Genomic DNA, 20,693 nt, shown 5'->3' with positions numbered 1-20,693 from the left:
CGTTCCACTCCTTGAGACGTCGACCGGTCATGTCAAAGGTCGTGACATCCGGTCATCGAAGCCTCACCCTGGGCCGCATGACTGCAGCAGTACCGATCTGCGCGATCGTCCCGCCGTACGTCCTGGACCGCCTCGCCGAGGCCGGTCACGAAGCCGCCGCCCACACCCTCACGCTCGACGCCGCGCACCGCGCGGCCCGCCTCTCCCCACCCCCGGCCACCGGCGGCGCCCCGGGCCTCAACCGGGTGATCTCCGACGCGGGCCACGGCCAGCGGCTGCCCGGGCGCACCGTGCGCACCGAGGGCCAGGCCGCGGTCTCCGACGCCTCCGTCAACCACGCCTACGACGGCCTCGGCGCCACCTTCGCGCTCTACGCCGACGTCTTCGGCCGGCACTCGATCGACGACCGGGGCCTGCGGCTGGACGCCAGCGTCCACTACGGCCGCAACTACGACAACGCCTTCTGGAACGGCCACCAGATGGTCTTCGGCGACGGCGACGGCCGGATCTTCGGCGACTTCACCGCCTGCATCGACGTCATCGGCCACGAACTCACCCACGGCGTCACGCAGTTCACCGCCGGCCTGGACTACCAGGACCAGCCCGGCGCGCTCAACGAGTCGGTCTCCGACGTCTTCGGCTCGCTGGTCAAGCAGTACGCGCTGCACCAGAGCGCCGCCGACGCCGACTGGCTGATCGGCGCCGGGCTGCTCGCCCCCGGCATCCAGGGCGTGGCGCTGCGCTCGATGAAGGCCCCCGGCACCGCCTACGACGACCCGCAGCTCGGCAAGGACCCGCAGCCCGCGCACATGCGGGACTACGTGAACACCTCCGAGGACAACGGCGGGGTGCACATCAACTCCGGCATCCCCAACCACGCGTTCTACCTGCTGGCCACCGCCCTCGGCGGCTCGTCCTGGGAGCGCGCCGGACGGATCTGGTACGACGCGCTGACCGGGCACGCGGTGCCCGCGGACGCCGACTTCGCCGCCTTCGCCCGGGCCACCGTGGCCGCCGCCAAGGCCCGTTACCCCGACCAGGGCGCGGTCGCGGACACCGTCACGGCCTCCTGGGCGCAGGTCGGGGTCAGCCCTGGGTGACCGCGGGGCCGGCCCCGAAGGTCACGGTCCGGGAAAAGAGCGGCGAACCCCTTCCCTGCGTATCACCATGGACACCATGCGTATCCAGGTGACCCGGACCGGCGGCTTCGCGGGAATCGTCCGCCACGCGGAGCTCGACACCGCCGACCGCACGGACGCCCCGCACGTCCACGCACTCGCCCGCGAGGCCGTCGCGGGCGGGCTGCGCGCCCCCTCCTACGGCGTGCCGGACGGCTTCCACTACGAGATCACCGTCGACGGCCGGACGGTCCACTGCGCCGATCCGAAGCTCACCGACTCGCAGCGGGAGCTGGTCTCCCTGGTGCTGCGCGAGGGCGCGTAGCACCGGGGAGACCAGTCGCCCGGGGGTCGCCTCAGAGCCAGCCGTCCCTCAGAGCCAGCCGTCGAGGGCCGCCAGGAAGCCCTCGTGGTCGTCCCGGTGGACGTTGTGCCCGGCGCCGGCGACGGTGCGCACCTCGAAGCCGCGGGCGCGCAGCGTCTCGGTGTCCACGTCGCGCACCACGGTGCTGCCGTCCGCCCGCACCACCAGGGAGGGCACCACGGGAGCGGCCGGCAGGTCCGAACCCTGGGCCGCCAGGGCCATCGCGGTGTCGGTGTCCCAGTGGGCCAGGGCGTCGAGCTTGGCCTCGACGTCCTCGGCCGACCAGTGCGGGTTGTGCGCGACCAGCCCCTCCCGGGTGGCCTCCCGCTCCGCGACCCAGGTGGTCGGGTCCAGCCCCCACTGCCGGAACCGCCAGGCCGGGTCCACGTAGACCGCGCGGGCCGGCTTCAACCGCTCGACGGCGTCCGCCAGGACGATCCCGCCGAGCGAGTGGCCGATCGCCAGCTCCGGCCCGGTCGGCAGGGTCTCCAGCAGGTCCTCGGTGTACGCCTCCAGCGGGTAGCGCTCCAGCGGGCCCGCCCCGGTGCCGCGCGGGCTCAGCCCGTGCCCGCGCAGGTCGACGGCGACCACCCGGTAGCCGCGCCCGGCCAGCTCCGGCCCGACCCGCCGCCAGGTGCGGTGGTCGAAGGTGATGCCGTGCACCAGCACGGCCGTCCGCTCCCCGCTGCCCCACTCCCGGGTGTGCAACTTCATTGCGCCTGCCCCCTCCTGACGTCGCGTGAGGCCGGGCCGACGGCTCGGGCCCGGCCGGACGCGCAACGTCCGGCCGGGCCCTGGTATTCCCGCTGGGGGTGAACTCCCTTGTCCGGCTTGTCAGAAGCCCAGCTTGCGCAGCTGCTTCGGGTCGCGCTGCCAGTCCTTGGCGACCTTGACGTGCAGGTCCAGGTAGACCGGCGTGCCGAGCAGCGCCTCGATGTGCTTGCGGGCGGTGGTGCCGACGTGCTTGAGCCGCGCGCCCTTGGCGCCGATCACGATGGCCTTCTGGCTCTGCCGCTCGATGTAGACGTTGGCGTGGATGTCCAGCAGCGGGCGGTCCGCCGGGCGGCCCTCGCGCGGCAGCATCTCCTCGACCACGACGGCCAGCGAGTGCGGCAGTTCGTCCCGCACGCCCTCCAGGGCGGCCTCGCGGATCAGTTCGGCGACCATGATCTGCTCGGGCTCGTCGGTGAGGTCGCCCTCCGGGTAGAGCTGGTCGCCCTCCGGCAGCAGCTTGGTGAGCAGGTCGGCGACCAGCTCCACCTGCTTGTCGCCGACGGCGGAGACCGGGATGATCTCGTCCCACTCGAAGCCCAGTTCGACGCCGAGCTGCTGGATGGCGATCAGCTGCTCGGCCAGGCGCTTGGAGTCGACCAGGTCGGTCTTGGTGACGATGGCGACCTTCGGGGTCTTCTTGATCCCGGCGATCTCCTTGGCGATGAACTTGTCGCCGGGGCCGATCTTCTGGTCGGCGGGCAGGCAGAAGCCGATCACGTCGACCTCGGCCCAGGTGGTGCGGACGAGGTCGTTGAGGCGCTCGCCGAGCAGCGTGCGCGGCTTGTGCAGACCGGGGGTGTCGACCAGCACGAGCTGGGCGTCCGGGCGGTGCACGATGCCGCGCACGGTGTGCCGGGTGGTCTGCGGGCGGTCGGAGGTGATCGCGACCTTCGTCCCCACCAGGGCGTTGGTCAGGGTCGACTTGCCCGCATTCGGCCGGCCGACGAAGCACGCGAACCCGGAGCGGTACGAGGAGGAAGGGGCATTCATGGGCTCCATTCTCCCTGATCACCTGAGCCCCGCCGTCCGGGGGCGCCCCCGGGGTGCCCGCAGGGGAGCTCGCGGCGGTCTTCGGGGGCGCTCGGCGCTACCTGCCGCCCTTGCCGCCGCCGGGGATCAGCGCGATCACCACCAGCACCAGCAGGAAGCCCAGCGAGCCGTAGAGCCAGAACGGCGACCCGGTCTCCTGCCACTTGCCCAGCCCCATCACGAACAGCAGCAGCCCGGCGAAGAACGCCACCGCCCCCATGCCCCAGTCCCCTCACCGTGTCCACTCCCCCGGTGAGATTATCCGCAGAACCCAGGGGAGCCACCACGCCGGGCCACCCCGTTGCCGCCCCGGGCCGAGAACGGCCTCAGCGCGCCTCGGCGGCCACCCGCAGCGCCCCGTCCGGACCGGCCAGCAGCACCGGCGTCCCGGCCCCGCCCAGGTCCCGTACGGCCGCCAGGTCCGCCTCGGCCGGCTGCTCCGCCTCGCTCACCACGGCCGCCGCCTCCAGCGACTTCGCGCCACTGGCCACCGCCATCGCCACCGCCGTCTGCAGCGCGCTCAGCCGCAGCGACTCCAGCGCGACCGTCCCGGCCACGTAGGTGCGGCCGGTCTCGTCACGCACCGCGGCCCCCTCGGCCACGCCGTTGCGGGCGCGGGCCGAGCGGGCCAGGGTGATGATCTTCTTGTCTTCGGGGTCGAGCTCGACGATGTCACTCATGCCGCCGAGCATAGGCACCCCGGCCCCCTCAGTGGCCGACCGGGTGGGTCCGGCCCGGGTTCGGGTTCATGACCTTCACGAAGGTCTTGGGCCCGGAGGGCAGCGGCTCCTCGCGCTCGACCCGCCGCCGCCAGAAGGGGTTGTCGTGCGGCAGGTGGCTGCTCACCCGGCCGTACATCCCGAAGGTGGTCAGGATGACCCCGAAGATGAACGCGAACAGCACGTTCGACATCCGGAAGTTCAGGATGTTGGCGTCCGGCCGCCCGAGCACCGTCAGGCCGTAGAAGCCGGACAGGACGAACAGCACGCCCACCGCCATGTTCAGGTAGGACGCGAAGTTCCCTCCGATCACCGCCCCGACGACCAGGATCGCGCCCGCCACGATGGACAGGATGGCCAGCGCACCGTTGGTCGACAGCCCGGCGACCCGGTCACCTTCCGTGTCCAGGAACCCCGGGTGGTCGGCGAGCCCCAGGCACCCGAACACGATCAGGAAGATCCCTCCGAGCCCCGCCCCGATCCGCCACACCGTGACGAGCCGGTTGTCGACGGGTAGTTCGTCTTGCAGCTTCATGGCGACCTCCAGAGCCCAGCCACGGCCTAGCTGTAGGGGTGGCTCCCCTGCATGTGCGGCGTCTCGTGCATGTAGAGCGACCCGCACTGCTGGCAGCAGCGCAGCCCGGTCCCCCACTCCTGCTCGGGCCGCGTCTCGGCGGCGTCGGTGATGGTCCGGCCGCAGAGCGCCGTCGACGGGTCCTCGTCCCGCACCACGTGCCAGGACTTGACTCCGCCGGCCGCCCCCTGCGGGCCGTACTCCGCGCGAAGTTTGTGCGTCATGCCCTCCATGGTCGCTCGGCCACCGCGCACCCGCTACTCGCCCGCGGGCTCCTCGGGGGCGTCGCCGCCGCGGACCGGGGAGGCGACCATGGAGCCGATCCGGTTGCGGCGGCCGGCCGAGGACTCGGCGGTCAGCAGGATGCCGGTCAGACTGCCGTCCAGGGGCTCCGGCAGCGGGATCTCGCAGGCGGAACCGGGGATCGGCACCCGGCCGAGGTGCTTGGCCAGCAGGCCGCCGACGGTCTCGACGTCCTCGTCCTCCAGCTCGATGCCGAACAGCTCGCCCAGGTCCTCCACCAGCAGCCGGGCCGTGATGCGGTACGAGCCGTCGCCGAGGTCCTCGATCGGCGCGATCTCCCGGTCGTACTCGTCGGTGATCTCGCCGACGATCTCCTCCAGGACGTCCTCGATGGTCACCAGGCCGGCCGTGCCGCCGTACTCGTCGATCACGATCGCCACGTGCGAGCGGCGCTGCTGCATCTCGCGCAGCAGGTCGCCGGCCGGCTTGGAGTCCGGGACGAACACCGCCGGGCGCATCACCGCGCCGACCTCCTCGGCCTCCGCCTCCCGGTTGATGTGGGTGCGGCGCACCAGGTCCTTGAGGTAGACGATGCCGACCACGTCGTCCTCGTTGTCCCCGACCACCGGGATCCGCGAGAAGCCCGAGCGCAGCGCCAGGGTGAGCGCCTGCCGGACGGTCTTGTGCCGCTCGATCATCACCAGGTCGGTGCGCGGCACCATCACCTCGCGCACGATGGTGTCGCCCAGTTCGAAGACCGAGTGCACCATCCGGCGCTCCTCGTCCTCGATCAGGTCGTCCTTCTCCGCGAGGTCCACCAGCGCCCGCAGCTCCGCCTCGGAGGCGAACGGCCCCTCCCGGTAGCCCTTGCCCGGGGTCAGCGCATTGCCGAGCAGGATCAGCAGCCGCGGGATCGGGCCGAGCACCGCGGCCAGCGGCAGCAGCACGAAGGAGGCCGCGGTCGCGGTGGTGAGCGGGTGCTGGCGCCCGATCGTGCGCGGCGAGACCCCCACCGCGACGAAGGACACCAGCACCATCACGCCGAACGCCAGCAGGACGGCCTGCCAGGTCGGCGTCACGTTGCGCACGCACACCACGGTGACCAGGACCGCCGCCGCCATCTCGCTGGCCACCCGGATCAGGGTCGCCAGGTTGAGGTAGCGGATCGGGTCGGAGGCGAGGGTCAGCAGCCGCGCCGACCCGCGCCGACCGACCCGCACGGCCTCCTCCGCCCGGAAACGGGAGACCCGGGAGATGCCCGCCTCGGCGCACGCGGCCAGCCAGCCGAGCACCACGAGCAGCACGGCGCCCAGGATGAAGCTCGTACTCTCACCACTCACAGGGGTTCGGGCTCCGCGTCAGTGGGTGGTGGGGGCCGGGGAGATGCCGCCGAGGCCGCGGCCCGCCCGCCAGTCGTCCAGGATGCGCTTCTGGAGGGCGAACATCTCCTCCTCCTCCTCGGGCTCCTCGTGGTCGTAGCCGAGGACGTGCAGCACGCCGTGCACGGTGAGCAGCTGCAGCTCCTCGTCCATCGAGTGCTTCGAAGGGGCCGCCTTGCCCTGCTGCTCGGCGACCTCGGGGCAGAGCACGATGTCGCCGAGCAGGCCCTGCGGCAGCTCCTCGCCCTCCTTGCCGGGACGCAGCTCGTCCATCGGGAACGACATCACGTCGGTCGGACCGGGCAGGTCCATCCACTGGATGTGCAGCTCCTCCATCGCCGCACCGTCCACCAGGATCACGGACAGTTCGGACTGCGGGTGGATCCGCATCTTGTCCAGTGCGAAGCGGGCGACGTCGAGGATGGCTTCCTCGTCGGCGTCCCAACCGGACTCGTTGGCGATGTCGATCGACATGACGGGCTGTGTGCTCAGCTTTCGGTGCGATGGGACTGTCGGGGTGCGCGGGGTGCGCGGGGCGCGGCCGCCTTGCCCGGGCGCCGCTGGGCGGGCTTGCGGGCGGTCGGGGAGGCCTCCTCGGCCTCCTGGCGGGCGTCCCAGCGCTCGTACGCGTCCACGATCCGGCCGACCAGCTTGTGGCGGACCACGTCGGTGCTGGTGAGGACGGAGAAGTGGATGTCGGGCACGTCGGCCAGGATCTCCTGGACGACCTTGAGGCCGCTGCGGGTGCCGCCCGGGAGGTCGATCTGGCTGGTGTCGCCGGTGACCACCACCCGGGAGTTGAACCCGAGGCGGGTGAGGAACATCTTCATCTGCTCGGGCGAGGTGTTCTGGGCCTCGTCCAGGATGATGAAGGCGTCGTTGAGGGTGCGGCCGCGCATGTACGCGAGCGGGGCGACCTCGATGGTGCCGGCCGCCATCAGCCGCGGGATGGAGTCCGGGTCCATCATGTCGTGCAGCGCGTCGTAGAGCGGGCGCAGGTACGGGTCGATCTTCTCGTAGAGCGTGCCGGGCAGGAAGCCCAGCCGCTCCCCCGCCTCGACCGCCGGGCGGGTCAGGATGATCCGGTTGACCTCCTTGGCCTGCAGGGCCTGGACGGCCTTGGCCATCGCCAGGTAGGTCTTGCCGGTACCGGCCGGGCCGAGGCCGAAGACGATCGTGTGCTTGTCGATCGCCTCGACGTAGCGCTGCTGGTTGAGGGTCTTGGGGCGGATCGTCCGGCCCCGGTTGGACAGGATGTTCGCGGTGAACACCTGCGACGGCGCCGGGCTGTCCGGGTCCTGCGCCTGGCTTCGGAGCATGGCGATGGAGCGCTCCACGGAGTCCTCCGTCAGGGGCTGGCCGGTGCGCAGCACCAGCATCATCTCGCTGAACAGCTTCTGGACGAGGGCGACCTCGGCACGCGTGCCGGTGGCGGTCACCTCGTTGCCGCGGACGTGGATGTCGGCGGCGGGGAACCCCTGCTCGATCACGCGCAGCAGCGAGTCCGCGGTGCCGAGCAGGGTGACCATCGGGTGCTTCTCGGGGATGACGATCCGGGCGCTGACGCGGCCGTCGTCGGCCGGTTCGGGGCGCGACTGACCATTGGTACGGGTCTGCGATGTGTCACTCATAGGTCGGCGCTGGGGCCTGCCTCATCCCATCCGTGGTGTCGTGTGCCGCTCGGTCTCCGGGGCACCAGGGTACGCCGCGCGCGTGATCGCCGCGGCGGGCGGCGGGGCCGCACCCGTCGATGCTGCGGCAGTTCGGTGGCCGGCGCGAGCCCTTTTTCGTCCGCGCGCGCCCCGGCCCCACGCCGCCTGCCGTGACGGGCCGGTGCCACGGCGCCCGCCCGTCACGGCAGGCGCCGGGCCGGAACCGGCACCCGGGCCAGGTCGGCGGCGAGCACCAGCTCCCCGTCGAAGTGCTTGCGGGCGTCGGCCAGGTGCTGGCCCAGGTCCGGGTAGCGCTGGGAGAAGTGGGTCAGCACCAGGGTGCGCACCCCGGCCTCGGCGGCGACCTTGGCGGCCTGCCCGGCGGTGAGGTGGCCGTGCTCCTCGGCGAGCCGGGCGTCGGCGTCGGCGAAGGTGGCCTCGACCACCAGCAGGTCCGTGCCCTCGGCCAGCGCGTGCACGCCCTCGCAGAGCCGGGTGTCCATCACGAAGGCGAACTTCTGGCCCGGCCGCGGCTCGCTCACCTCGTCCAGGGTGACCTTCCGGCCGTCCACCTCGATCGCGCCCTCGTGCTGCAGCCGGCCCACCGCCGGGCCGGACACGCCCAGCGCGGCGAGCCGTCCGGGCACCAGCCGGCGGCCGTCCGGCTCGGACAGCCGGTAGCCGAAGGACTCCACGGGGTGGTCCAGGCGCACCGCGTCCAGCGCGAAGCGGGCGCCGGGCGCGGGCAGCGGGCCGGGCTCGTCGATCGGCCGGGGCCGCAGCACGGCCGTCTCGTGGTAGGCGGTGGCGTGCCGCAGCCGCTCGAAGTAGACCTCGCCGGAGGCCGGGAAGTAGACGTCCACCGGGTGGGGGACGCGGTCCAGGTTGATCCGCTGGATCACCCCGGCGAGGCCCAGGCAGTGGTCGCCGTGGAAGTGGGTCACCGCGATCCGGGTGATCTGGGTGGCCGTGACCCCGGCGTGCAGCATCTGGCGCTGGGTGCCCTCGCCGGGGTCGAACAGCAGGCCCTCGCCGTCCCAGCGCAGCAGGTAGCCGTTGTGGTTGCGGTGCCGGGTGGGCACCTGGCTGGCGGTGCCGAGGACGACGAGTTCGCGCTGGGACACCTGGGATCAGACCATGCTCTCGGTCATGTGGGTGCCGCCGAGCACGTGGACGTGCGCGTGGAAGATCGTCTGCCCGGCGCCCGCACCGGTGTTGAAGATCAGCCGGTAGTCCGCCAGGCCCTCGTCCTCGGCCACCCGGCCCGCCTCGGCGAGCAGCTCGCCGGCGATCTCCGGCTCGGCGGCGGCCAGCGCGGCCGCGTTCGGGTAGTGCACGTGCGGGATGACCAGGACGTGCACGGGGGCCTTGGGGGCGATGTCGCGGAAGGCGAGGATGCGCTCGGTCTTGCGCACCACCGTCGCCGGGATCTCGCCCGCCACGATCTTGCAGAACAGGCAGTCGGGCTGCGGCTCGCCGGCCATGACGTCTCCTCGGTTCGGTTCGTGGTCGTTGGTTGCTGGCGCCGTACGGGCGCAGCCTAGCCGAGCCCGGCCACGGCCTGCTGGTACTCCCGCAGGTGCTTCCAGCGCACCGCGCGCATGCCGACGACGTCGCCGTCGTCCAGGTCGAAGTCCTCGGAGAGAAACGCCACCGCGAGGAAGACGAAGCCGAGCAGCCAGCGCCTGGTGAGCCGCCAGGTGTTCGGGCGCATCACCCGCTTGGTGCGCACCACCCGCATCGCCAGGATCCCCTTGCCGACGCTGAATCCGACCAGCCGGGCGAGCACGACCTGGTTGAGGAAGGACGCGAGCAGGCCCACGACGAGCAGCGCCACGAAGTACGGCACGGCCGGGCCGCCGGTCTGGACGGCGTGGCCGGCCACGTGCTTGACCTTCGGCCGGCTCGCGGCGTTGGCGGCGACGAAGCCGAGGCCGACCGCGAAGGCGAAGTCGAGCACGATCGCCAGGAACCGCCGCCCGCCGCCCGCCTCCTTCGGGCAGGGCGGCAGCGCCGCGGCGGGCCGCGGCTGCTGCGGGTAGGGGTTCGGGTACGGCTGCGGCTGGCCGTACGGCTGCTGCGGGTACGGCTGCGGCGGCGGCGCGTAACCCTGCGGCGGCTGCTGGTACTGCGGCGGGTGGGGCTGCGGTTGCTGCTGGTAGGGCGGGTACGGCTGCGGCTGTGCGTAAGGGTTCTGGCCGTACTGCGGCGGCGGGTAGCCCTGCGCCATCTGATTCCCCCGAGAGCTGTGGATCAAGAAACAGCCCCGCATCCTACCCACGCCGCAGCGCAGGAAGTCGGCCCGTCCGACTTCCTGCGCTGTGACTCGCCCGCTCGCCTCCGGGGCGCTCTGACCTTGTCCCGGCTACTCCCAGGGCATCGGCGGCGCCGTGCGGGCCGGGGTGGTGGCGAGGGCGGCCAGGGCGAGCCGGACGCCCTCGGCGAGCTGCGGGTCCTCGCCGGCCGCCCACTGGTGCGGGGCGATCGGCACCTCGACGTCCGGGTCGACGCCGTGGTTCTCCACGCCCCAGCCGTAGTTCTCCAGCCAGAACGCGTACTTGGGCTGGGTGACCAGGGTGCCGTCGACCAGCCGGTAGCGGCTGTCGATGCCGATCACCCCGCCCCAGGTGCGGGTGCCGACCACCGGGCCGATCCCCAGCGCCTGGATGGCGGCGTTGACGATGTCGCCGTCCGAGCCGGAGTCCTGGTCGGCGAGCGCGACGATCGGCCCGCGCGGGGCGTCACCCGGGTACGGGACGGGGCTGTCGGTGTCCCGGCTGACGTTCCAGCCGACGATCCGGCGGGCGAGCTTCTCGATGACCAGCTGCGAGGTGTGGCCGCCGCGGTTCTCCCGGATGTCGACGATCACGCCCTCCTTGGCCATCTCCGAGCGCAGGTCGCGGTGGATCTGGGCCCAGCCGGTGGTCTGCATGTCGGGGACGTGCAGGTAGCCGAGCCGCCCGCCGGAGAGCTCGCGCACCGCGGCCCGGCGCCCGGCCACCCAGTCGTGGTAGCGCAGCGCCTCGTCGTCGGCGAGCGGGACGACCACCGGGTGGCGCTGGTCGGTGCCGTCCTTGCCGGCCACGGTCAGCTCGACCGGCTGCCCGGCGGTGCCGGCCAGCAGCGGGGCCGGGCCGGTGACCGGGTCCACCGGGCGGCCGTTGACCGCCAGGATCGCGTCGCCGGGGCGGATCGCCGCCCCGGGCGCGGCCAGCGGCGAGCGGGCCCGCGGGTCGGAGGACTCGCCGGGCAGGATCCGGGCGATCCGCCACTGCCCGCCGTCCTTCACCAGGTCCGCGCCGAGCAGGCCCTGGCGCCGGGCGGGCTCGGTGTGCGAGCCGTACGGGACCACGTAGGCGTGCGAGGTGCCGAGTTCGCCGTGCACCTCCCAGAGCAGGTCGATCAGGTCGTCGTGCGAGCCGACCCGCTCCACCAGCGGCTGGTAGCGCTCCAGGACGCCGGCCCAGTCGACGCCGGAGAGGTCGGGGCGCCAGAAGTTGTCGCGCATCAGCCGGCCGTTCTCGGCGTACATCTGCCGCCACTCGGCGGCCGGGTCGACGGTGACCCGCAGCCGGGCGAGGTCGACGGCGGTCTCGTCGTCCTCGCCGCCCGCCTTGTGGTCGGCCGGGACGATCCGCAGCTCGCCCTCGTCCAGCACGGCGACCCGGCTGCCGTCCCCGCTGACCGCGAAGCCGTCGATGTCGTGCACCAGTTGCTCGACCCGGCGCTTCTTCAGGTCGAAGCGCTCCAGCACCGGGCGGGGCCGCTCGTCCTCCAACGAGGCGGCCTCGTCGCCGAGTTCGCCCAGCAGCGGGGCCCTGGTCCACAGCACGCCGTCCTTGGCGGCCCGCAGGGTGCCGAACAGGCCGCCCTCGACCGGGAACGGGATGATCCGGTCGGCGATGCCATCCAGGTCCACCCTGGTCACCGGTGCGGCCTCGCCGCCCTCCTCGCCGTCCGCCTTCTTGGCCCGCGGCTCGTCCTCCTCCCCGCCGAGCGCGCGCCCGGCCCGCTGCGGCCCGAACGGGGACGGCGTGTCGGCGGCCAGCGTGATCAGGTACGGGCGGCAGCCGTTGGGGAAGGACAGGTCGAAGACGTGCGAGTCGTAGACCGGGTCGAAGTTGCGCACCGACAGGAACGCCAGGTAGCGGCCGTCCGCGGTGAAGGCCGGCGAGGTGTCGATGAAGCGCTGCTGGGTGGCCTCGCTCACCGTCCGGGTGGCCAGGTTGGCCAGCACGATCTGGCGCAGCGAGTACGGGCCCAGCCCCGGCACCGGGCGCGACCAGGCCAGCCAGGCCGAGTCCGGGCTGAACACCAGCCCGCTGACCTGGCCGTCGGTGCTGCGGTCCAGCTCGTGCACGGTGCCGTCGGCGAGCGTCACCAGCAGCACCCGGCCGTCGTGCACGCCGAGCGCGGCCTGCTTGCCGTCCGGGGAGACGGTCAGCACGTTGACCCGGCCGAGCTGCCCGGCGGCCAGCCGGCGGCGCTCGGCGCCGTGCACGGCGGGGGCGTACTCCAGCGCGTCCTCGCCCTCGGCGTCGGAGACCCAGAGCACGCCCTGGGCGCCGTCCTCGCCCGGCACCACCCGGGCCAGGCGCCCGCGCACGCCCGGCGTCTCGTCCAGCACCCGGGCCGGGCCCTCGCGGTGGGTCAGCCAGTGCACGCTGCCGCGCACCACGACGGCGCTGGCCCGGCCGGTGCGGTCGGGGGCGACGGACTCCAGCCAGTGCGCGGCGGGCACCGGGCGGGGGCGGCGGCCGCTGCGCGGGCCGGCCAGCCGGACGTCCAGGCGGCGCGCCTCGGTGCCCTCGGCCAGGCTCTCCAGCAGCCACAGGTCGCCGGCCCGGTGGAACACCACCCGGGTGCCGTCGGTGGTGGCGTCGCGGGCGTAGAAGCCGTCCGGGTCGGCGGTGTGGCGGCGCAGGTCGGAGCCGTCGGGGAGGCTGGACCACAGCTCGCCGACGCCCTCGTGGTCGGACAGGAACGCGATCCGGCCGCCCTGCCCGCCGTCGGGACCGGCAGCCCACAGCGGCGAGGACAGCTGGCCGTCCAGGTCCTCGTGGATCCGGGTGAACTCGTCCCGGCCGATCCACAGCTTGCCCGCCCGGCCGCCCCGGTAGCGCTTCCACCAGGCCGGCTCGCGGATCGCGGCACTGGCCAGCAGCACGCGGTCGCCGCCCGGCTCCGCGGCGATCCCGCCGATCGGCCCGTACGGCAGCCGCACCGGCTCGCCGCCGTCCAGCGGCACGGCCTGCGCCCAGGTGCGGCGCAGGGTGGCCTGGCCGGCGGCGGTGGTGGCGATCGGGCGGCCGTCGGCCGTCCAGCCCTGCACCCGGGTCTGGCCGCTGCCCCAGTGGGTGAGCCGGCGCGAGGGCCCGCCGTCCACCGGCACCACGTGCACCTCGGGCGCGCCGTCCCGGGTGGAGGTGAAGGCGATGTGCCGCCCGTCCGGGGAGAACCTGGGGTCGCGGACCGGCAGGTGATCGGCCGTCAGCCGCCAGGCCCGGCCGCCCTCCAGCGGGGCGAGCCAGATGTCGTTCTCGGCGACGAAGGTGACCAGGTCGCCGTGCAGATGGGGATGGCGCAGGTAGGCGCCCGCAGAGGTGCTGAGGGTGTCCGTCACGCGGCCAGCGTAGGCACGTGCGCGCACGAGCCGCCCGGCTTTTCGGCAGAGTCGCCACCCCCGGGCGTGCCCGCTGGACGGTGCCGCGGGCCCGTAGTACGGGCCGGGAACCTACGACCAGCGGCCGGTGCGCCCCAGCAGCAGCGCGCCGGCGGCCACCCCGGCGGTGGAGGTGCGCAGCACCGAGGGGCCCAGCCGGTACGGCTTCGCGCCCGCCTCGGCGAAGGCGGCCAGCTCCTCCGGGGAGACCCCGCCCTCGGGGCCGACCACCAGCACGAGGTCGCCGGCCGGCGGCAGCGCGGCCGACGCCAGCGGCTCGGCGCCCTCCTCGTGCAGCACGGCGGCGAACGCGGCCCCCGCCAGCACGGGCGCCAGCTGCCGGGTGGTCATCGGGTCGCGGACCTCGGGGAAGCGCAGCCGGCGGGACTGCTTGCCCGCCTCCCGGGCGGTGGCCCGCCACTTGGCGAGCGCCTTGGCGCCGCGCTCGCCCTTCCACTGGGTGATGCACCGCGAGGCCGCCCACGGGATCACCACGTCCACGCCGACCTCGGTCATGGTCTCCACGGCCAGCTCGCCGCGGTCGCCCTTGGGCAGCGCCTGGACGACGACGATCCGCGGCGCCGGCTCCGGCTCCCGGCGCACGGCGGTGACGCTCACCTCGATCGCGTCCTTGCCGAACACCTCGGCGACCGTCCCGTCCACGCCGAGCCCCAGCCCGTCGGCCAGGGTCACCGCCTCGCCGGGCTCCAGCCGCTTCACCGCGGCCGCGTGCCGCCCCTCCGGGCCGTCCAGGCGCACCACGGCCCCGGGCGCGGCGGCGGCGATCCGCTCGGTCTCGACGACGAAGACGGGCGCGGTCATGCGGGAACCTCCGGAAAGGGGGCGGAACGGGAACGCGAAAGGGGTGCCGAGGAAGCCTCGGCACCCCTCCCGGGACGGCTACCGGCCGTTGAAGGCGTCCTTCAGCCGGGAGAACAGGCCCTGCTGGCCCGGCGCGAACTGGCCGGACGGCCGCTCCTCGCCGCGCAGCACCGCCAGGCGGCGCAGCAGCTCCTCCTGCTCGGGGTCGAGCTTGGTGGGCGTCTTCACCTCGACGTGCACTATCAGGTCGCCCCGGCCGCCCCCGCGCAGGTGGGTGATGCCCCGGCCGTGCAGCGGGATCGACTGGCCGGACTGGGTGCCGGGCCGGATGTCGACCTCCTCCAGGCCGTCCAGGGTCTGCAGCGGCACCTGGGTGCCGAGCGAGGCCGCCGTCATCGGGATGGTGACGGTGCAGTGCAGGTCGTCCCCGCGCCGCTGGAAGATGCTGTGGGTGGTCTCGGCGATCTCGACGTACAGGTCGCCGGCCGGGCCGCCGCCGGGGCCGACCTCGCCCTCGCCGGCCAGCTGGATCCGGGTGCCGTTGTCGACACCGGCCGGGATCTTGACGGTCAGGGTGCGGCGGGCGCGGACCCGGCCGTCGCCGGCGCACTCCGGGCACGGGGTCGGCACGACGGTGCCGAAGCCCTGGCACTGCGGGCAGGGGCGGGAGGTCATGACCTGGCCCAGGAAGGACCGGGTGACCTGGGAGACCTCGCCCTTGCCGCGGCACATGTCGCAGGTCTGCGCGGAGGTGCCGGGGGCCGCGCCCTCGCCGCTGCAGGTGGTGCAGGTGACGGCGGTGTCGACCTGGAGTTCCTTGGTGGTGCCGAAGGCGGCCTCCTCCAGGGTGATCTCCAGCCGGATCATGGCGTCCTGCCCGCGGCGGGTGCGCGAGCGCGGGCCGCGCTGGCCGGCCGCGGCGCCGAAGAAGGCGTCCATGATGTCGGAGAAGCCGAAGCCCGCCGCGCCGGCGCCGAACCCGCCCGCGCCACCGCCGCCGCTCGGCGACAGCGGGTCCCCGCCGAGGTCGTAGACCTGGCGCTTCTGCGGGTCGGAGAGCACCTCGTAGGCGGCGTTGATCTCCTTGAACCGCTCCTGCGTCTTCGGGTCCGGGTTGACGTCCGGGTGCAGTTCGCGTGCCAGGCGCCGGAACGCCTTCTTGATCTCGTCCTGCCCCGCATCCCGTCGGACGCCGAGTACCGCGTAGTAGTCCGTGGCCACCAAATGCTCCGCTTGTTCCGCCTGTAGTAGTGCTGCGACTGGTCGCCGGCCGTTAATTTTTAACGGCGGCCCTTGCTACGACTCGGCCAGGATCTGGCCCACGTACCGTGCCACCGCCCGCACCGCCCCCATTGTGCCCGGGTAGTCCATCCGGGTCGGACCGATCACACCCAGTTTGGCCACGCTCTCGTCGCCCGAACCGTAACCGACCGACACCACCGAGGTGGAATTCAACCCCTCGTAGGCGATCTCCCGGCCGATCCTGACCGTCATCGCGGCGTCCGTGGTCTCACCCAGGAGGCGGAGCAGGACGACCTGCTCCTCCAGAGCCTCCAGCACCGGCTGGATGGTGAGCGGGAAGTCGTGGCCGAAGCGGGTCAGGTTGGCCGTCCCGGCCAGCATGATCCGCTCCTCGTTCTGTTCCGCGAGCGTTTCGAACAGCGTCGCCAGGACCGTGCTGACGGTCGGCCGGTCGGCCTGCTCGAACATCGCCGGAAGTTCCTCCAGCAGCCCGGGGACCTCCGGGAGGCGCCGTCCGGCGGCTCTGGTGTTGATCCTGGCCCGCAGGTCCGCCAGGACCGTCTCGCCGACCGGGCCCGGGCAGTCGACCATCCGCTGCTCGACCCGGCCGGTGTTGGTGATCAGCACCAGCATCACCTTCGCCGGGGCCAGCGCCACCAGCTCGATGTGCCGGACGGTGGAGCGCGACAGCGACGGGTACTGCACCACCGCGACCTGGCGGGTCAGCTGGGCGAGCAGCCGCACGGTGCGCGCGACCACGTCGTCCAGGTCGACCGCGCCGTCCAGGAAGTGCCGGATCGCCCGGCGCTCGGGGGCGCTCATCGGCTTGACCTCGGCGAGCTTGTCGACGAAGAGGCGGTACCCCTTGTCGGTCGGGATCCGCCCGGCGCTGGTGTGCGGCTGGTGGATGTAGCCCTCCTCCTCCAGCGCCGCCATGTCGTTGCGGACGGTCGCCGGCGAGACCCCGAGGTTGTGCCGCTCCACCAGGGCCTTGGAGCCGACCGGCTCCTCGGTGCCCACGTAGTCCTGCACGATCGCGCGAAGCACCGCGAGCTTGCGGTCGTCCAGCTGGCGGACCTCTCCGGCCATGGGGCACGCACCTCCGTCTTCGCACGTTGTCCGTCTGTGTGTCCCTGCAGTACTGCCACGGGCCGCCCCCGGGAGGCCCCGGTCTTGGCACTCTGAACACACGAGTGCCAGAACCGTACCTGCCAGTGTAAGGCCCGGGTCCTACGGCAGGAACGGCCCGCCCGGGGTGATCCTGCCCGCAGTTCCGGGTACGGCCCGCACGGCGGCGACCGTTCACGGTTCCCGGCGCGGGGGTGGTGCCCCGGGGCCGTCCGGGTGGCAGCATCGGAAGCGACGGCGAATGGAGGAGCAAGCGATGTCGAGCTCGGGCCAACCCACCCGCTTCGCGCCCGACCGCGGCCTGACCAGCCGCATGGTCGTGACGATGTTCGTGATCGGGCTGCTGTACGTCGGTTTCACCGGCCTGCTGATCGCGCTGCTGCGCGGCGCGTGGCCGCTGATCGTCCTGATCTCCGGCGGGCTGTTCGTGGCCCAGTTCTGGTTCAGCGACAGGATCACCGAACGGGCGATGGGCGCCCACCAGGTGTCCCCGGAGGAGTTTCCCCAGCTGCACGGCACGATCGACCGGCTCTGTGCGCTGGCCGACATGCCCAAACCCCGCGTGGCGGTCGCCGACAACGACATGCCGAACGCCTTCGCCACCGGCCGCAACCCGCAGAACGCGGTGGTCTGCGTCACCACCGGCCTGCTGCGCCGGCTGGAGCCGGAGGAACTGGAGGGCGTCCTCGCCCACGAGCTGTCCCACGTCGCCCACCGGGACGTCGCGGTGATGACGATCGCCGGCTTCCTCGGCGTCCTCGCCGGTGCGATGACCCGGATCGCCGTGTACGGCGGGTTCATGGGTGGCGGCCGCAACAACAACGACCAGAACGCGGCCATCGTGGCCCTGATCATCCCGCTGGTCTCGATGGTCGTCTACGCGATCAGCTTCCTGCTCACCCGGCTCCTCTCCCGCTACCGCGAACTGGCCGCCGACCGCGCCGCCGCCCAGCTCACCGGACGGCCCAGCGCGCTCGCCTCGGCCCTCACCAAGGTGACCGGGCAGATCGCGGCCATCCCCAGCAAGGACCTGCGCCAGGCCCAGCCGTACAACGCCTTCTACTTCGCCCCCGCGCTGAACGCCCGGGAGACCGCCTCCCAGCTGTTCTCCACCCACCCGACGCTGGAGAAGCGCCTGGAGCAGCTGGCGAAGATCTCCGAACAGCTCGGCCGCTGACCCCTGTCGAGGAAAGGACCGCCGTGGGAATCCTGGACGCCCTGTTCGGCCGCACCAAGCCCGTCAAGCCCGACCTGGACCAGCTGTTCGGCGTGCCGTCCGCCGCGCTCACCCTGGAGGCCGGCGCCGGATTCCTGCCCACCGGGCTCGGCTCGGTCTGCTTCGCGGCCGTCGAGGGCGCGGCCTTCGTCCAGGTCGAACAGCAGGTACGGGCGCTGCTGGACGCCGACACCGAGCGCGGCGGCGTCCCGGTGGAGGCCTCCAAGGACGGCTACGGCTACTCCTGGCTGCTCGCCCGGCACACCCCCGAGGAGCTTCCGGAGCTGGTCAACGACCTGCACGCGGTCAACAGCGAGCTGGAGGCGAACGGCTTCGGACCGCAGCTGCTCTGCTCCCTGGTGGCCTTCCGCAACGCCGAGGGGCAGTCGCTGGCCCTGGTCTACCTCTACAAGCGCGGCACCTTCTACCCCTTCGCCCCGATGCCCGGCGGCGGGGAGAAGCGCAACAGCCCGCTGGAGCTTCAGGTCAACGCGATGCTGGGGAACGACCTGCGGCTGGAGAAGGACCTGAGCCGCTGGTTCCCGGTCTGGGGCGCGCCGGGCCTGTGACGGTCCGTCCGTATAGTCGCCCTCATGCGCAGCCACCGGTACGGACCCGACCTCACCCCGCCGTGGAAGACGGGGGCACCTCCCGGCCGCCGGGCTGGGGGACAGACCCCCGCCCCGGAGGTGCCCGCCGAACGGGACCTGGTGGTCGAGGAGGCCGCGACCGGCTTCTGCGGGGCGGTGGTGCGCTGCGAGAAGACCGCCGAGGGGTTCACCGTCACCCTGGAGGACCGCTTCGGCAAGCACCGGGTCTTCCCCCTGGTCCCGCGCGGTTTCCTGCTGGAGGGCCGCGTGGTGACCCTGGTCCGCCCGGCCGGCCCCGCTCCCGCCCGTACGCCCGGGCGCACCGCCTCCGGCTCGATCGCCGTCCCCGGCACCCGCGCCCGGGTCGCCCGCGAGTCCCGCATCTACGTCGAGGGCCGGCACGACGCCGAACTGGTCGAGCGGGTCTGGGGCGACGACCTGCGCATCGAGGGCGTCGTCGTCGAGTACCTGCGCGGCATCGACGACCTCCCGGCGATCGTCGCCGACTTCGCCCCCGGCCCCGGCCGCCGCCTCGGCGTCCTGGTCGACCACCTGCTCCCGGGCACCAAGGAGCACCGCATCGCCGCCCAGGTCACCGGCGCGTCGGTCCTGGTCGTCGGCCACCCCTACATCGACATCTGGCAGGCCGTGAAGCCCTCCTCCGTGGGCATCCCCGCTTGGCCCGCCGTCCCCCGCGGCGAGGACTGGAAGGAAGGCACCTGCCGCCGCCTCGGCTGGCCGGTGGACACCCCGGCGGCCTGGAAGCACATCCTCTCGAAGGTGGACAGCTACAAGGACCTGGAGCCCGAACTGCTGGGCCGGGTCGAGGAACTGATCGACTTCGTGACGCTGCCGGGTCAGGCGTAGGTCTGGAATTCCGAGGTGTCGAGAAGGGCACCCAGCGGGTCGTTGACGAACGTCAGTCCACCAGGTCACGCACGACGGCGTCCGCGAGCAGCCGGCCCTGGAGGGTCAGGGCGGCGCGGCCCTGCTCGTACGGCTCTGCGGCGAGGAGGCCGTCGGCCAGGGCGCGGGCGGCGGCCCGGCGGCCCGTGGCGGTGAGGAGGTCCAGGGAGACGCCCTCGACCAGGCGCAGTTCCAGCAGGATGCGCTCGACGCGGCGGTCCTCCTCCGCCAGGACCTCGCGGCCCAGGGCCGGGGTGCGGCCCTCGGTGAGGGCCTGGGCGTAGGCGGCGGGGTGCTTGGCGTTCCACCAGCGGACGCCGCCGACGTGGCTGTGGGCGCCCGGGCCGGCGCCCCACCAGTCGGCGCCGGTCCAGTAGAGCTCGTTGTGGCGGCAGCGGCCCTCGGGGGTGGTGGCCCAGTTGGAGACCTCGTACCAGTGGTAACCGGCGGCGGCGAGCGCCTGCTCGGCGATGAGGTAGCGGTCGGCGTGCACGTCGTCGTCGATCATCGGCAGTTCGCCGCGCTTGACCCGGGCGGCGAGCCGGGTGCCCTCCTCCACGATCAGGGAGTACGCGGAGACGTGGTCGGGCCCGGCGCCGATCGCGGCGTCCAGGGAGGCCCGCCAGTCGTCGTCGGACTCGCCGGGGGTGCCGTAGATCAGGTCGAGGTTGACGTGTTCGAAGCCGGCCGCGCGGGCCTCGGCGACGCAGGCCTCGGGGCGGCCCGGGGTGTGGTGGCGGTCGAGCAGCTGCAGCACGTGCGGCCGGGCGCTCTGCATGCCGAAGGAGATCCGGTTGTAGCCGCCCTCGCGCAGCTCGGCCAGGTAGGCCGGGCCGACGGACTCCGGGTTGGCCTCGGTGGTGACCTCGGCGCCGTCGGCGAGCCCGAACTCCTCGCGGATCGCGGCGAGCATCTTCACCAGGTCCCGGGCGGGCAGCAGGGTGGGGGTGCCGCCGCCCAGGAACACGGTCCGCACCGGCAGGTCGACGTCCCCGAGCACCTTCCGGGCGAGCCGGATCTCGGCGACCACGTTGTCCGCGTACGTCTCCTGGGAGGCGACGGCCCCGGAGGAGCGCAGCTCGGTCGCGGTGTAGGTGTTGAAGTCGCAGTAGCCGCAGCGGCTGGCGCAGTACGGCACGTGCAGGTAGAAGCCGAACGGCCGCCGGCCGAGCCCGTCGAGGGCGTGCGCGGGCAGGGAACCGTCGGACGGCACGGGTTCGCCGTCGGGGAGTGCGGAGGGCATGACCCCATTGTCCCGTACGGCCCGGGCGTTCC

Annotated in this window: 22 protein-coding genes; 5 read left to right on the top strand and 17 right to left on the bottom strand. The window is 73.2% G+C overall.

Annotated elements, in window-relative coordinates:
* Positions 1 to 77: 77 nt before the first annotated feature.
* Together CRP52_RS22320 and CRP52_RS22315 are read left to right on the top strand one after the other, a co-directional pair.
* On the top strand, positions 78 to 1,100 hold the full coding sequence (locus CRP52_RS22320) for a M4 family metallopeptidase (RefSeq protein WP_097238000.1): 1,023 nt from the start codon (positions 78 to 80) through the stop codon (positions 1,098 to 1,100).
* 76 nt (positions 1,101 to 1,176) lie between these two features.
* On the top strand, positions 1,177 to 1,443 hold the full coding sequence (locus CRP52_RS22315) for a protealysin inhibitor emfourin (protein WP_030233628.1): 267 nt from the start codon (positions 1,177 to 1,179) through the stop codon (positions 1,441 to 1,443).
* Positions 1,444 to 1,491: 48 nt separating this feature from the next.
* On the opposite strand, the gene CRP52_RS22310 is transcribed toward CRP52_RS22315, so the two are convergent.
* The 16 genes from CRP52_RS22310 to hrcA all read right to left on the bottom strand — a co-directional run bounded on the left by CRP52_RS22310 (position 1,492) and on the right by hrcA (position 16,667).
* Positions 1,492 to 2,196: an alpha/beta fold hydrolase gene (locus tag CRP52_RS22310; protein WP_097237999.1), complete on the bottom strand. Its 705-nt coding sequence runs from the start codon at positions 2,194 to 2,196 to the stop codon at positions 1,492 to 1,494.
* Positions 2,197 to 2,316: 120 nt separating this feature from the next.
* A complete protein-coding gene (gene era, locus CRP52_RS22305; RefSeq protein WP_097237998.1) occupies positions 2,317 to 3,246 on the bottom strand; it encodes a GTPase Era in 930 nt (309 codons plus the stop codon).
* A gap of 97 nt (positions 3,247 to 3,343) precedes the next feature.
* On the bottom strand, positions 3,344 to 3,505 hold the full coding sequence (locus CRP52_RS38415; RefSeq protein ID WP_179852886.1) for a hypothetical protein: 162 nt from the start codon (positions 3,503 to 3,505) through the stop codon (positions 3,344 to 3,346).
* 106 nt (positions 3,506 to 3,611) lie between these two features.
* Complete coding sequence (locus CRP52_RS22300; protein WP_097240265.1) at positions 3,612 to 3,965, bottom strand: cytidine deaminase; 354 nt, start codon at positions 3,963 to 3,965, stop codon at positions 3,612 to 3,614.
* 28 nt (positions 3,966 to 3,993) lie between these two features.
* Positions 3,994 to 4,539, bottom strand: a complete 546-nt coding sequence (locus CRP52_RS22295; protein WP_097237997.1) for a DUF4383 domain-containing protein — start codon at positions 4,537 to 4,539, stop codon at positions 3,994 to 3,996.
* Between the two features lie 26 nt (positions 4,540 to 4,565).
* A complete protein-coding gene (locus tag CRP52_RS22290) occupies positions 4,566 to 4,802 on the bottom strand; it encodes a hypothetical protein (protein ID WP_143685806.1) in 237 nt (78 codons plus the stop codon).
* Between the two features lie 33 nt (positions 4,803 to 4,835).
* Positions 4,836 to 6,161 carry a hemolysin family protein gene (locus tag CRP52_RS22285; RefSeq protein ID WP_097237995.1) on the bottom strand — a complete coding sequence of 442 codons (1,326 nt, stop codon included), beginning with the start codon at positions 6,159 to 6,161 and terminating at the stop codon, positions 4,836 to 4,838.
* An 18-nt stretch (positions 6,162 to 6,179) separates the two neighbouring features.
* On the bottom strand, positions 6,180 to 6,674 hold the full coding sequence (gene ybeY, locus CRP52_RS22280) for an rRNA maturation RNase YbeY (protein WP_030061268.1): 495 nt from the start codon (positions 6,672 to 6,674) through the stop codon (positions 6,180 to 6,182).
* A gap of 14 nt (positions 6,675 to 6,688) precedes the next feature.
* Positions 6,689 to 7,831 carry a PhoH family protein gene (locus CRP52_RS22275; protein WP_097237994.1) on the bottom strand — a complete coding sequence of 381 codons (1,143 nt, stop codon included), beginning with the start codon at positions 7,829 to 7,831 and terminating at the stop codon, positions 6,689 to 6,691.
* Between the two features lie 221 nt (positions 7,832 to 8,052).
* Positions 8,053 to 8,976, bottom strand: coding sequence for a ribonuclease Z (locus CRP52_RS22270; RefSeq protein ID WP_097237993.1), 924 nt, complete (start codon positions 8,974 to 8,976; stop codon positions 8,053 to 8,055).
* Between the two features lie 6 nt (positions 8,977 to 8,982).
* Positions 8,983 to 9,336, bottom strand: a complete 354-nt coding sequence (locus CRP52_RS22265) for a histidine triad nucleotide-binding protein (RefSeq protein WP_097237992.1) — start codon at positions 9,334 to 9,336, stop codon at positions 8,983 to 8,985.
* 56 nt (positions 9,337 to 9,392) lie between these two features.
* Positions 9,393 to 10,082, bottom strand: a complete 690-nt coding sequence (locus CRP52_RS22260) for an RDD family protein (protein ID WP_097237991.1) — start codon at positions 10,080 to 10,082, stop codon at positions 9,393 to 9,395.
* A gap of 135 nt (positions 10,083 to 10,217) precedes the next feature.
* Positions 10,218 to 13,475, bottom strand: a complete 3,258-nt coding sequence (locus CRP52_RS22255; protein WP_097237990.1) for a S41 family peptidase — start codon at positions 13,473 to 13,475, stop codon at positions 10,218 to 10,220.
* Positions 13,476 to 13,586: 111 nt separating this feature from the next.
* Positions 13,587 to 14,336, bottom strand: coding sequence for a 16S rRNA (uracil(1498)-N(3))-methyltransferase (locus tag CRP52_RS22250; protein WP_097237989.1), 750 nt, complete (start codon positions 14,334 to 14,336; stop codon positions 13,587 to 13,589).
* A 78-nt stretch (positions 14,337 to 14,414) separates the two neighbouring features.
* Positions 14,415 to 15,557, bottom strand: coding sequence for a molecular chaperone DnaJ (dnaJ, locus tag CRP52_RS22245; RefSeq protein WP_097237988.1), 1,143 nt, complete (start codon positions 15,555 to 15,557; stop codon positions 14,415 to 14,417).
* Between the two features lie 75 nt (positions 15,558 to 15,632).
* Positions 15,633 to 16,667, bottom strand: coding sequence for a heat-inducible transcriptional repressor HrcA (hrcA, locus tag CRP52_RS22240; RefSeq protein WP_030061902.1), 1,035 nt, complete (start codon positions 16,665 to 16,667; stop codon positions 15,633 to 15,635).
* Between the two features lie 295 nt (positions 16,668 to 16,962).
* On the opposite strand from hrcA, the gene htpX reads away from it, so the two are divergent.
* The 3 genes from htpX to CRP52_RS22225 are packed head-to-tail and all read left to right on the top strand — an operon-like array spanning position 16,963 to position 19,379.
* On the top strand, positions 16,963 to 17,883 hold the full coding sequence (htpX, locus tag CRP52_RS22235; protein WP_097237987.1) for a zinc metalloprotease HtpX: 921 nt from the start codon (positions 16,963 to 16,965) through the stop codon (positions 17,881 to 17,883).
* Between the two features lie 23 nt (positions 17,884 to 17,906).
* Positions 17,907 to 18,491: a PspA-associated protein PspAB gene (gene pspAB, locus CRP52_RS22230; RefSeq protein ID WP_097237986.1), complete on the top strand. Its 585-nt coding sequence runs from the start codon at positions 17,907 to 17,909 to the stop codon at positions 18,489 to 18,491.
* A 24-nt stretch (positions 18,492 to 18,515) separates the two neighbouring features.
* Positions 18,516 to 19,379, top strand: coding sequence for a DUF3097 domain-containing protein (locus CRP52_RS22225; RefSeq protein WP_097237985.1), 864 nt, complete (start codon positions 18,516 to 18,518; stop codon positions 19,377 to 19,379).
* 52 nt (positions 19,380 to 19,431) lie between these two features.
* Here CRP52_RS22225 and hemW read toward each other — a convergent pair whose 3' ends face one another.
* Positions 19,432 to 20,661: a radical SAM family heme chaperone HemW gene (gene hemW / locus CRP52_RS22220; RefSeq protein WP_097237984.1), complete on the bottom strand. Its 1,230-nt coding sequence runs from the start codon at positions 20,659 to 20,661 to the stop codon at positions 19,432 to 19,434.
* Positions 20,662 to 20,693: the final 32 nt, after the last annotated feature.

Origin of the sequence: Streptomyces sp. 1331.2, assembly GCF_900199205.1 — a bacterium.
Taxonomy (GTDB): Bacteria; Actinomycetota; Actinomycetes; order Streptomycetales; family Streptomycetaceae; genus Kitasatospora.
Note: the sequence above shows the minus strand (reverse complement) of the source record. Positions and strands in the feature narration are given on the sequence as shown.

Excerpts from the sequence above, each read along its gene's own strand:
- CRP52_RS22320 (WP_097238000.1), top strand. The coding sequence starts at position 78 with ATGACTGCAGCAGTACCGATCTGCGCGATCGTCCCGCCGTACGTCCTG.
- CRP52_RS22315 (WP_030233628.1), top strand. The coding sequence starts at position 1,177 with ATGCGTATCCAGGTGACCCGGACCGGCGGCTTCGCGGGAATCGTCCGC.
- CRP52_RS22310 (WP_097237999.1), bottom strand. The coding sequence starts at position 2,196 with ATGAAGTTGCACACCCGGGAGTGGGGCAGCGGGGAGCGGACGGCCGTG.
- era (WP_097237998.1), bottom strand. The coding sequence starts at position 3,246 with ATGAATGCCCCTTCCTCCTCGTACCGCTCCGGGTTCGCGTGCTTCGTC.
- CRP52_RS38415 (WP_179852886.1), bottom strand. The coding sequence starts at position 3,505 with ATGGGGGCGGTGGCGTTCTTCGCCGGGCTGCTGCTGTTCGTGATGGGG.
- CRP52_RS22300 (WP_097240265.1), bottom strand. The coding sequence starts at position 3,965 with ATGAGTGACATCGTCGAGCTCGACCCCGAAGACAAGAAGATCATCACC.
- CRP52_RS22295 (WP_097237997.1), bottom strand. The coding sequence starts at position 4,539 with ATGAAGCTGCAAGACGAACTACCCGTCGACAACCGGCTCGTCACGGTG.
- CRP52_RS22290 (WP_143685806.1), bottom strand. The coding sequence starts at position 4,802 with ATGACGCACAAACTTCGCGCGGAGTACGGCCCGCAGGGGGCGGCCGGC.
- ybeY (WP_030061268.1), bottom strand. The coding sequence starts at position 6,674 with ATGTCGATCGACATCGCCAACGAGTCCGGTTGGGACGCCGACGAGGAA.
- CRP52_RS22275 (WP_097237994.1), bottom strand. The coding sequence starts at position 7,831 with ATGAGTGACACATCGCAGACCCGTACCAATGGTCAGTCGCGCCCCGAA.
- CRP52_RS22265 (WP_097237992.1), bottom strand. The coding sequence starts at position 9,336 with ATGGCCGGCGAGCCGCAGCCCGACTGCCTGTTCTGCAAGATCGTGGCG.
- CRP52_RS22260 (WP_097237991.1), bottom strand. The coding sequence starts at position 10,082 with ATGGCGCAGGGCTACCCGCCGCCGCAGTACGGCCAGAACCCTTACGCA.
- CRP52_RS22250 (WP_097237989.1), bottom strand. The coding sequence starts at position 14,336 with ATGACCGCGCCCGTCTTCGTCGTCGAGACCGAGCGGATCGCCGCCGCC.
- hrcA (WP_030061902.1), bottom strand. The coding sequence starts at position 16,667 with ATGGCCGGAGAGGTCCGCCAGCTGGACGACCGCAAGCTCGCGGTGCTT.
- htpX (WP_097237987.1), top strand. The coding sequence starts at position 16,963 with ATGTCGAGCTCGGGCCAACCCACCCGCTTCGCGCCCGACCGCGGCCTG.
- CRP52_RS22225 (WP_097237985.1), top strand. The coding sequence starts at position 18,516 with ATGCGCAGCCACCGGTACGGACCCGACCTCACCCCGCCGTGGAAGACG.
- hemW (WP_097237984.1), bottom strand. The coding sequence starts at position 20,661 with ATGCCCTCCGCACTCCCCGACGGCGAACCCGTGCCGTCCGACGGTTCC.